Source organism: Acidobacteriota bacterium (assembly GCA_018001935.1).
Classification (GTDB): Bacteria; Acidobacteriota; JAAYUB01; order JAAYUB01; family JAAYUB01; genus JAGNHB01.
In genome coordinates this window covers 240,715-251,623 of record JAGNHB010000002.1, presented here as the reverse complement: position 1 = coordinate 251,623, position 10,909 = coordinate 240,715, and the positions used below count along the sequence as shown (strand labels likewise).

General features: G+C 64.5%; 6 protein-coding genes and 1 CRISPR repeat array. All 6 genes read right to left on the bottom strand.

The window, feature by feature from the left end; genetic code table 11:
- Position 1 precedes the first annotated feature (1 nt).
- Positions 2 to 751: direct repeats of the CRISPR family, unit length 28 nt; unit sequence GGGGCCACGGCGGGAATGCCGTGGAAAG.
- A 237-nt stretch (positions 752 to 988) separates the two neighbouring features.
- The 6 genes from cas2 to KA419_01920 all read right to left on the bottom strand — a co-directional run bounded on the left by cas2 (position 989) and on the right by KA419_01920 (position 10,903).
- The gene (cas2, locus tag KA419_01945) at positions 989 to 1,279 is read right to left on the bottom strand and encodes a CRISPR-associated endonuclease Cas2 (protein ID MBP7864684.1); all 291 of its coding nucleotides are present in this window, start codon (positions 1,277 to 1,279) and stop codon (positions 989 to 991) included.
- 16 nt (positions 1,280 to 1,295) lie between these two features.
- Positions 1,296 to 3,176, bottom strand: a complete 1,881-nt coding sequence (gene cas1, locus KA419_01940) for a CRISPR-associated endonuclease Cas1 (protein MBP7864683.1) — start codon at positions 3,174 to 3,176, stop codon at positions 1,296 to 1,298.
- 209 nt (positions 3,177 to 3,385) lie between these two features.
- Positions 3,386 to 4,900 (bottom strand): type I-U CRISPR-associated protein Cas5/Cas6, encoded by a 1,515-nt coding sequence (cas5u6u, locus tag KA419_01935; protein ID MBP7864682.1) that lies wholly within the window; start codon positions 4,898 to 4,900, stop codon positions 3,386 to 3,388.
- A gap of 2 nt (positions 4,901 to 4,902) precedes the next feature.
- Positions 4,903 to 5,904 carry a type I-U CRISPR-associated protein Cas7 gene (gene cas7u / locus KA419_01930; GenBank protein MBP7864681.1) on the bottom strand — a complete coding sequence of 334 codons (1,002 nt, stop codon included), beginning with the start codon at positions 5,902 to 5,904 and terminating at the stop codon, positions 4,903 to 4,905.
- A 17-nt stretch (positions 5,905 to 5,921) separates the two neighbouring features.
- Positions 5,922 to 8,195, bottom strand: coding sequence for a type I-U CRISPR-associated protein Csx17 (gene csx17, locus KA419_01925; GenBank protein MBP7864680.1), 2,274 nt, complete (start codon positions 8,193 to 8,195; stop codon positions 5,922 to 5,924).
- Complete coding sequence (locus KA419_01920) at positions 8,192 to 10,903, bottom strand: CRISPR-associated endonuclease Cas3'' (GenBank protein MBP7864679.1); 2,712 nt, start codon at positions 10,901 to 10,903, stop codon at positions 8,192 to 8,194. The genes csx17 and KA419_01920 overlap by 4 nt, the downstream gene beginning before the upstream one ends.
- Positions 10,904 to 10,909 lie beyond the last annotated feature (6 nt).

Below are 10,909 nucleotides of genomic sequence, written 5' to 3'. Positions count from 1 at the left end.
TGGGGCCACGGCGGGAATGCCGTGGAAAGGTTCCTCCTGGTCGCCCAGGAGAAGGGCGCGCCCTAGCTTCAATGGGGCCACGGCGGGAATGCCGTGGAAAGTGGGAGGTGGGTGGGGGACCCTCCCGAGGGAAAGCCGCTTCAATGGGGCCACGGCGGGAATGCCGTGGAAAGTGATTGTGACGGCCGCATCCGTGCGTGTCTCCCTGGCTTCAATGGGGCCACGGCGGGAATGCCGTGGAAAGTTGACACCTTGATTTTCTCTAAAGGTAGAGACCCTGTGCTTCAATGGGGCCACGGCGGGAATGCCGTGGAAAGATTTATCCGCTTTGCACAAGTAGAGAGCACTCCGAAGCTTCAATGGGGCCACGGCGGGAATGCCGTGGAAAGCCTTCACTTCGAGGTGAAGCGGGTTGAGCGGCTGAAGCTTCAATGGGGCCACGGCGGGAATGCCGTGGAAAGCTCCGAAAGGGCGATACAGTGCCGCGGCATATGCTGCTTCAATGGGGCCACGGCGGGAATGCCGTGGAAAGTTCCAGGTAAAGTAGCTGACTGCGCATGTCGTCAGCGCGCTTCAATGGGGCCACGGCGGGAATGCCGTGGAAAGAAGGGCAGGGGAGGGCGGCCCAGCGTGTGGCTGTATCGCTTCAATGGGGCCACGGCGGGAATGCCGTGGAAAGTCAGTTCGGCGCTTTCCTTCCCCGCCCCCTCCCCGGGCTTCAATGGGGCCACGGCGGGAATGCCGTGGAAAGAGTTGGCGGAATTCTCTCACAGTCGTCAGGAGATCGGAAGCCTATTTCGAGAGGCTCGAGCCGATTGGGGGATTTCCGGTTTCCGGGTGCGGGATTTTCCGGGGGAGTGAAGAGACAACCATTGCCTTCACTTCTTGTTGGAAAAAATGCGAGTGCCCCATGGCCTTGGCGCGTCACTGGGCCGCTCGCAACGGGGATAATGCTCAACCGCTCAATTGTCAAGGATCCAACGGCGGCTCAGACAACCACCGAGCGCCGTTCGCGGACGGAGTAGGGACGCCCCAGCGAAAGGATCCGGGTGTCGGACTCCGGGGTGGCCGGGCCGAGACGCACCAGTATCACCTGGTCCTCCCGGTGGTGGATGATCTCCGAGAGCCGCCCCTCCAGGATTGCCCGTTCTCTGTCGCTGAGTTCGCACAGGAAAACGGACAGTTGGACGTGGTCGCCGAAGCCGAGCATCAGCTTGTACACCTGGCGGAGGCGCTTTGCGTCGGCAATGTCGTAGGCGATGACGAACTGGTGGCGCACGGCGTCCTCCCCTCCGTCAGCGCGTCCGAAAAGCCGGGTAGGAAGGGATCTCCCCGTCCAGGTACCGGCCGAGGAGGCGGGCCTGAACCTCCAGGATTCGCCGGTAACTGACCCGGTAGCCGAAAAGGGGGTGGGAAACCAGGGTGTCCATCCTTCGTTCGTAAGCCTGGATGAACCGGGTGCGGGCGCGGGGTTGAATGGAGACGGCCCCGGCGCGGAAAATGAAATCCCCTTCGGAGACGACGCCTGTATTCACCGCGGTCAGGACCGCCGAATCCGCCACCAGGGGGCGGAACTCCTCCATCAGGTCCAGGGCGAGGGACGGGCGGCCGTAGCGGGGACGGTGGTAGAAACCGAGAAACGGGTCGAACCCCACCGCCAGGAGTGTCACCGAGACGTCTTTCGCCAGGAGGGCGTAGGCGTAGGAGAGAAGGGCATTGACGGGGTCTCTGGGCGGGCGGCGGTTGCGTCCGTCCATGGCGAAGGGCATTCCCCCGCCGGGCGGTTTGAGAAGGGCCGGGAAAAGGTCCCAGTAGAGCCGACCGGCCGCCCCCTCGATCCCCAGAAGGGATTCGTTGTCCGTCGCCCGTCCCGCCCGGGAGGCCAGAGAGGCCAACTCGCGAAGCCCCCCCCGCGGCGGGTTCGGGTGGTTGCGGCGTATCAGGGTCCGGCCGTTGGCGACCTTCCCCTTTACGAGTAGTCGTGCGATGCGCAGGGAGGCCGCCTCGTCGAAGGCGGCCCCGTACTGGGCGATGCGCCGGCGCACGTTCTTGTGGGTCATCCCGTGGGTGACCCCATGGAACCACCCGCCGGTAGAGAAGTAGCAGAGGGGAATCCCCCGTTCGCACAGGGCGTGGATGAGCTGGGTGGTCACCTGGGCGTTGCCGAAGACCGAGACTTGGGAAACGTCCAGCAAGCGGACGCGCTCGACGGTTTCCCCACGGACCCGGATCTCGACTTCCTCACCCCGTTTGGCCACCTGGGCGCCCTGTTCCTGGATGTAGAGGGGGAGAGCGTCGTCCCGGGCGGGGTAGAGCCGTCGGACGTCGTCGGGGTCCACCCGGTCCGGCTCCTGGAGGAAGATCGTCTCGTCGGGAAGGCAGATGCCCACCAGGGCGCAGCGCGGGCACTTGGGGCTGTCCTTGAGGGGGGGCGGGAGGGCGCCGGCCTCCGCATCCGCCCGGAACGCATCCCGCAGGGCCCGGGTGCGCTCCGCCAGTTCGTCGGTGAAAGGGACCCGCACCCGCTCCCGGGAGCCGGCGAAGTAGAGCACCCCCGCGTCACAGGTGAACCCGTTCTCCCGGAGGACGAGCATCTGGGCGCAGACCTGGACGCGCTCCGGCTCCCAGGCCCCGCCGGCCACGTCGGGCCGCCTCCCTTTCTTGTACTCCACCGGGGTGACCCGCGTCCCTTCCCCCTCCAGCAGGTCCACCCGGGCGGTAAGCCCCTCCCGTTCGGCCGACAGCCACAGGGAGCGGGCGTGGAAGGTCTCGGCGGCATCGTCCGCCTCGGGTGGGGAGGCCGCCTCCCGGGCCGCTTCGATCGCCCTGTCGTCTGATCCGACCGCGTTCGGTTGCGGATGGCCCCGCCCGGCAGGCGGCGCGTACGGCTCTCCGTCACGGGCCGCATCCGCGTCCTCGCCCAGGGTGCGCCGCCCGGCAGGCGGCGCGTACGGTGTCCCGTCGCCGGACACGTCCGCGCCCGGAGGGGCCGGGACCGCGCCCGTCTCGCGGCTTACGCGCTTGTGAACGGTCCGCCCCTCCACCACGTCGGCGCTGGCCTCGAACTCTCCCTCGGCCCACATGAGAACCCCCAGCCGCGGGCAGTAAGCATACTCGCTCAGCATCCGGGCGGGGACCAGGTCGGTTTGCGCCGGGTCTTTCCCCTTTGTCTCCATCCCGATTTCTCCCGCGAGGGCAACCCTTGAAAAAGTCACGAACTCAAACCCTCGACCGGGGCGAAGAGGCCGAGGCCGTAGTGCGAGCCATACCCGAGGCACAACGGCCCGAAGACGGGGCGTTCAAACCGAAACCGGACGGTGAACCCACAGTCGATGGGGGGAGGCGGCCCGTTCCTGCGAAGGCGCGTGAAGTGCCGGTGCCGAACTCACGGCCGACTCTCAAAAAAACCTGTCGAAGGAGCGTTCCTGCGAAGGCGCGTGAAGTGCCGGTGCCGAAGGCCGTCCGGGTCGGCATGCGGGTCGATCACCACGATGTCGGAGGGTACGGGGAACCTTCTCGACGCCAGTTCCGCCGCAATCTGCCCTTCCAGGCTGTTCTTGCCGCGCGGCTTGAGATGGCGCGGCGGTACGAACGGGGTACGGCTGACCCATTCGGTCGCGCCGCCGATGCCGCCGAGCAGCGCGCGCAGACCGTCACCGTACCGTCCCTCCAGCGCCAGGAGTTCGCTCATCTCGTTGCAGGAGGCCGCCAGGGCCAGATGGAGCGACTCGACATTTTTCGCGTAAGTCTTGCGGACGGCGCGCACCGCCCTCTGCGCCAACCCGTCGAGCCCCATGGGCGCCCAGACGACGAAATGGTCGAGATGCCCGTCGCCGTCGAGATCGAGCGGCAGGAAATGGGCGTGCTCGTGACGGCTGTGGAGTGGTCTGCCGTCCTCGTCGCAACCGGACAGGGCGCGGTTGTGCTCCCCGGCGACGGCAACCAGAGCTTTGTGCAGGCGTTCCCCCTGGATCAGGGAATGGATGACCGACGGCAACGCCTGCCGGTTTCCGGTTCGGGTGGCCATCGACAGGAGCATGGCCTTGACCGGCGGCGGGTACGGCGCCCTGCCCTCGACGGGAGCGCCGACCCTGAACGCGTCGCGTCTGCGCCAGTAAAAGACGCGGCGGCTTCCGGGAGGCTGGTTCCAGCCGAAGTTACGCATCCAGGCAGTCTCTTTCTGCAGGGCGTCGAGCAGATCGGAAGGATAGGGCTCCAGCGCTTTTTCCCTTTGTTCAAGGAGCTTCTTGTTCTCACGCCCCGCCTTTCCAGACTCGGCCCCTTCCGCGAAGCCCGCCAGCAACGCCTCCACGGCCTCCCGACGCCACCCGGCGTAGGCCGCCTCGCCGGGCAGCGGCGCGAGGAGCGGCACCTGTTCCCATCCCGGGCCCGGCGGCGACGATCCGGGAAAACAGTTGCTCTCCGGCACGGTTTCCCCTTCCCTGGCCAGCTTCGCCTCGACCCAGCTTTCGGCCCGCCCGAGATAGCCGAGTTTTTCGGCCAGTGCGGCCAGGAGCGGGCGTTCTTCTTCATCCAGATCGACATTCCAGCTGACGGCCAACGCGCCGTGGTCGATCCGCGCCCAGGTGTCGAAGACCAGCGTTGTCTCCTCGCGCCCGTTCTTGAAGCGGGCCTGCGGCATGTAGTGGCGGCTGTGCGTCCCGATGGCCCCGGGCAGGCTGTAGACCGGGAGGTCCCCCGCCAACTTGTCGAAGAGGCGGCGGACGTGAGCGGGCGGCCCGCCGCCGCCCCACAAGCCCTTGGCATAGCCGACGCAGATCAGTGCCCGGATCAGCCGCCATGGTGACGGGGGCCACTCGATGAGCCCTTCGTTGACGTGATGACCCCACGGCGTGGCGTGATAGCACCGGCCGGGGAAAGTCAGGATCAAGGTCGGCATGGTCACTCCTCGCCGGTTTCGGCCTCTTCACTTTCGCCGCCCTCTTTCTCCTTACCTTTCTTCAATTCGTCGTTGAAGGTGACTTCGCTGACGGTCATCAGGTCCGAGCAGGCGGTGATGGCGGGGCGCAAGGCATCCAACAAGTCCCGGGACGAGGGCAGCACATATCCCGAGGGCAGGGTGGCGACGACGGTCCCGGTCGCGACGCGCAGGTCGCAAGCGGTCCGCAATCTCAGGTTTCCATCCAGAAGGGCCCTCAACTTGTACAGGGCCAGCAGGACGAGGAGGTTCTCCGCACCGGCGCCAAGGCCGTAGCCGCGGATCTGGGCGAGATCGAGCTTGACGTACAGGGTAAGGGCGTCGGCGGTGAATTCGTCCCGGGCGAACGGGACATTGCCGAAGCCGGTCTTCGTGTCTCCCGAAGGGTTGACATGGTCGTTCTTGACCCCGCCGGACGCGGCGGTCCTGACCCCGTCCGCCTCGATGAAAGCCTCAACCGCCCGGGAGAGCCTCAAACGCCCGCCCGCCAGTTCCTTTTTAGCCAGAAAGACGCCATGCAACAGCGAACCGATATCATATTTCAGCAGCACCTCGGTCAATTTCCGCCGGTTGATGGGGCCGGTTTCCAAAACGGCGAACTCTCCCTTTATCTTTAGGAAAAAGGTTTTATCCGCCCCCTCCAGAATGTACGGGCTGTTGATGCGGTGGGATTCAAGAACGCTGTCGGTGAGGAAGGCGCCGTGACGCAGGACGCGCACATGGGAAAGGCCGGCGAAATCCGGTTTGAGGTCGTTGGCGGCCTCGTCCCAGAGGGTCAGTTCCAGGTGGTTGGCCATGCTTTGCGCGCTTTCGACGAGGAGCGACGTGCCGTGCCGTGTCTGAAAAGTGGCCGCGCCGAGAGACGGGAAACCGGTCGGCTGAAAGCGGTGTCCCTGAAGCGGAACGAGCGGTATCGCAAAGAGCACCCTGTTTACATCGTTGAGAGCGGAAAGGTCGACGGACATGGTTTTTCCTCCTTGGGTTATTGGGCGTTGGGATCGAGACGCCGGACGAAACTTCCGGCTGTCCTACGGGTGACCGGGAAGGCCAGGGCCGCGGCCCACAGCCGGGCGGTTTCGGGGGAGACGGCGGCACACCGCACGGTGGCGCCGATGCCGGCGGCGTGCAACCGGCGACGGGCCAACTCGAAAGCCGTCGCCGCGTCCCCGCTCTCCAGCCTGCGGAATACGGCGGGGTCGACGCCGATCTTGCGGCCATCCTCTAGGGGCCACGGTAGAAGGGACAGACGGATGGCCAGCCAGGCGTCGTCAGGATAGTCGAGGTGACGGGGTCCGGACGGCGGACAAGGGGCGGCGGCCCATCGGCTGCCGTCGAGCGCCATGAGCGCCCGCGCCAGGGCGAGGGTCCGGTCGAGATCGACTTCCCCCGCCAGCAACCGTGCCAGGTCGGCGGGGTGAGCGTACGCCCTGAACGCCGGGGAGAGCGGCAGCCGCCGTTGGCCTTTTTGCGCGGCCTCGATCAGGCGGCGCCGGACCAGGGCCAGGGCGTCATCGATTCCCTCCCGACCGGCGAGAACAACATCCGGCCTTGTTTCCAACCTGGCCTGCGCCCCGGTCCCGGTTTTGGCGAACTGCCTCCCTTTCAGGGGCAGCCAATGCCGTCGAACGCCGTCGATCGGCCAGGTTCGGTCCTCCCTTTCGCTGAAAGCTGCGGCCTGCAAGGCAAAAGCGAGAGCCAGGCGAAACTCGACGGAATGATCATCCGACGCCTGGACCCATTCGGGACGAAGCGGGGGGACCGGCCCTGCGTTGAAACCGCTGCCGGCGGCCATGACCCCTTCGGCTCCCGCCATCGCCAGCAGAACGGCCTGCCACTCCGACGGGCTTTCCGGTCTCTGGGTGAGTGCAAAGAGCGCATCGCCGAGAACCCGCTCGGCACGCCTGAGCCTGGCGGGAGCATGTTGGTCCCGCGCTTCACGCCGGAGCCTGGAAAGCCAGCGGTAACGGTCGAGGTCGTCAAGGCAGCCGAGGTGGGGCGGCACCTTTTCCGGAACGCGGAACCGGCCGAGGGGGACCGCCAGGTTCGACTGCCCGTTCCGTTCGATGTAGCCGTATCGTTGAAATTCGCCTATTCCGCGCGCCGTCCCCATCCGCGCGATGGCGCGGGCAAGGTCGAGCGGCTCGCTGCTCGCGGTGTGCCCGCCGAGTTGCGCGCGCCCTTCCGCCAGCAGACGACGCAACTCACCCAAGGTCAGCGGTTGCGACCAGAGAGGCATCCACTGCTCACCGCGGAAGCTTTCGTCGGCATCGGCCGCACTGGCATAACCGGCGCCTTGCGCGCTGACCGCAAACGGCGCCGCGGCGCGTGACGATGCTGTGGTCGCGAGTCTTCGGGTAGCATGGGCGGTAAAGAGCACCGTTCCCTCCATCATGAGGATGAAATCCGCGGGGTTGAGGAGACTGTCACCCGACGGACCGGTCGTACTGTTCGCTCCCCCAGCCATTCCAGGCAAATACTGGCCAACGGCGCTCCCGATTTGGCAGCCCTTGATCGCTCTTCCCCACAAAGCGCTTGAAATCCATTGATCCGCCGACTTTCGTGCTTTGCCGTCTTTGTCGGAAGGATCGAATATCTCGTTGAGCCGTTGCATGAAATTGTTGGTGAAGTCTAGACGGCCATCGTTGCCGCCAGTCCCAAGAAGCGCTGGGAAACCAGGATTGCCATCACTGTCGAGAACCATTGCGGCATCCAGCCATTTCCGGTGTGGCCCCCGCCAGACAAGTCGGCATCTCGGGATAAGATCGCTCTTCAACGCATTGAAAATCTTTTCAGCCATAGAGAGACGTTTCTTATAGTCGGGTGAACTCTTTATTGCCTCTTTTTGGCTTTTTGTCATACCCTTGACTTTGGTCTCTGCTTTGATTCGCCTGACGGAATCGTCCGCGCTTGATATCGCTGACAACAAGGCTTTTGAGGCGGTTATGGCTTCGCGAAAAGGCTCAAATCGTGGAGCATCAGAACTCATGATTGGGGTTAAACCCGGATCATTGGTGTAAAAAAACCCAGACCCTTTATTCCAGGGCGACACCATGGGGGTCGGTTTATATGCCTTTAGAAAAAAGGCTTCCAATTCGCAGCAATCCAAACGGGTCGCCAGTCGAAAGCGATCCCCTTCCCACCAGCCTCTCGCCTGTTCATCACCCTGTTCAGATACGAGACGCAGAATCCCCAGGGCTTTCAGGTAGTGGGCCAGGGGTACGGGGGCGCAGCCGTTCAGGTCGTGGATGTGCATCATGGCGACACCTCCGCTTCGAGCAATTCATCGTCCTTGACCGCCATCGAGGCCCGCTGGTCCGCGGCCCGCATGATCGCCTCGAACCCGGCAAGGCCGAACGGGCCATAGATAGACAACAGCGACAGCACCCGCTCCGTCCAACCCCGGCCGGTTCTTGGATTGAGCCCGGCGGAGGAAGGCGTCAGATCGAGGAGACTCTCCGGCAGCATGGACATGTCGCCGACAGTGGTGTAAAGCGGTAACGCCGGCAGCCTTTCACCGTCGATAACCCCGCGGATGCGCAACGCCCCATCCGAAAATTCCTGATCGGCCGGGCACGCGTGCCAGGCCAGGCGGACCTTGCCGTGATGGGAACAGACCAGGTAGAGCAGGAGGTTGAAGCTTTCCGCGGATAGGGCGAGGATTTCTGCTTCGACAGGTGTCGGCGGGGACCCCGACGAAAGCGGTTCGACCGGCTTCATCCCGACGGCGGCAAGAAAACCTCGCCATGGCCCGAGCAGGGCCGGATGGTCGGGGGCGTGCCGCTGCAAGACGGCGAAGAGCGCCAGGGCGCTTGCCAGTTCGTGACGGAAACCCCGCCGACGGTTCTTCATCGACCAGGCTTTCTCCGGGGCCTTGGCCAGATCAACCCGGGCGGGTCTGCCGTGGCCGACGATCATTTGCTGAAACGCGGCATGCGACTTTCCCACGTCGTGGAAGCGCCCGGCCAGATCGAACAGGTCGGTGAATTCAGGAACAAGCTCTTGGGCCAACCGGCGTGTCAGCGCGCCGACTTCTCGGCCGTGAGAAGCGATGGTCTGCCATGCCGACCTGCTCAGCGATTCATCGTCCTGGCCGGAGTCCGTCATTTCAGCCGGCTGTGGCGGAACAAGCGCAACCGGCAAGACGCTGAGCGATGACTTGGCATCCCACCCCCTGGCCGGATCGTATCCACCGCAGTCGGCCGAAACCAGCACTGTCTGACCAGGGTAAAAATCGCGTCCTTCGGCCCTTCGCCAGGCGCCTTCCAGCCAATCCCAGACCCAGGCGCGCCTGCCCTTTTCCAGCCGTGTCCCCTTGCCGCACAACCAGGCCCTGGCGTCAAGGAAAGGAACCGTACAAAGAGCTTCCCGTGCGGGCCGCAACTTTTCGGGGGGCTCGGTTTTTCCCTCGATGTCCTCCCAGAAAACCTGGAGGTCGCGCTCGGCGCCGGAGCGGATGAAACGGCTGATGTCGATCTCGGCCCCGGAAAGGTCGGGCGAGGTGTCGAACAGTTCATCGAGTTCATGCCGCAGCAGCAGGTGGGCCGGTTCGAAGGGGTAGAGCCGGGGGAGCCATTCGCCATGCTGCTCCTCGAACGTCTCGAGTTGCCGAGGAGCGACATCGCTGACAAGCCCGAGCGCCTCACGGGCAGCCCTGAGCTCGTCCATGGAATAGGGCAAAGCCGCCTTGTTCTCCGCGTTGGTGATGATGGCGGCCGCGTCGATTTCCTTCGTTTTCCCCGATCTTATGGCTTTCTCTTGTTCTGCGCGGGCCTTCCTTGCGGTTTCCTCGGCCTGGCCGGCCGGCAAATCCGCGACGATTACCCGCGCCGTGCCTCCCCATCTTGCACAGCGGCCGAAACGCTGCACCAGGCTGGCCCACGGCGCCAGTTCGGTGACGAGAAGACCGGCCGAGATGTCGACCCCGGCCTCGACGACCTGGGTCGCGACGATGACGCGGTCTGTTCCCGATGCACAGGCCTCTCTATTCAAGAAGGCCTCACACCACGAGGCGCGCTCCGCGGGCCGGAAACGGCTGTGAACCAATCGTTTGTCGGTCATTGCCAGAGAGTCGTCATTCTGCAGCAATTCAAAAACTTCCACGGCTCTTCTTACGGTGTTGAGAACCACCAGCGTCGTAGCGCCGGTGCTTCTCTTCATCGCCTCATGTTCGCTGACGACCAATGACGCGATGTCCTTGGCATCTTTGACCGCTTTCAATTCGCACGGTTTGACGACGTCGTCCCACAGGTGGCCGACGCGCCCTTGCGGCGGGATGGACGACGAGGGCAGACCGGCTGTCAATCGAGTCGTGTCCGGACTTTTCTCGAGCCAGCCCCGCTGCAGTGTCGCACTCATCCACCAGGTGCGGCAGGGGCGAAGGGAACGTTTCTCTTCCGAGTCATCATCACGGAACGCCTGCAATTGCGCCGAGGTTGCCAGGCCGAAGTCCATCAACTGGACTTCGTCCATCACCCAGAGCGCGTCCTGGTTGAGGAGGCCGAATTCCATCGGCCAGCGGGCACGCGCCGCCGCATAGCCGCGATTCATGGCACGGGAGAGGAGCATGTCTTGAGTGCCGATCAAAACGGCACATTCCTCCGGGTAAAGGGGCCAATCGCCGCCGTCCGCCCCCCCCATCAGCAAGTGGACCCCGACCTTGCCTTCATGCGTGCCTCCATCCCAGAGAATCCCCAGCGAGCCCAGTGCCGCAAGCGCTTCGTTCTCCGTCTGCTCCACCAGCACCCGCATGGGGAGACACCAGACCAGGCGCCGCGGCCAACGGTTGTCTCTGCGTTTTACTCGGTGCCAAAGCCAGGCGGCGAGGATTCCGTGGGTCTTTCCGAACCCGGTTGGGACACGGATCAGGCGGTTACAACAATCCTCTTGAGCGGCCAACTCGTTCTGCCAATCGTGTGGCGCATTATGCCCGGTCAGTTTTTGAAAGAAATCACGAAATGAATCCATGTGGCA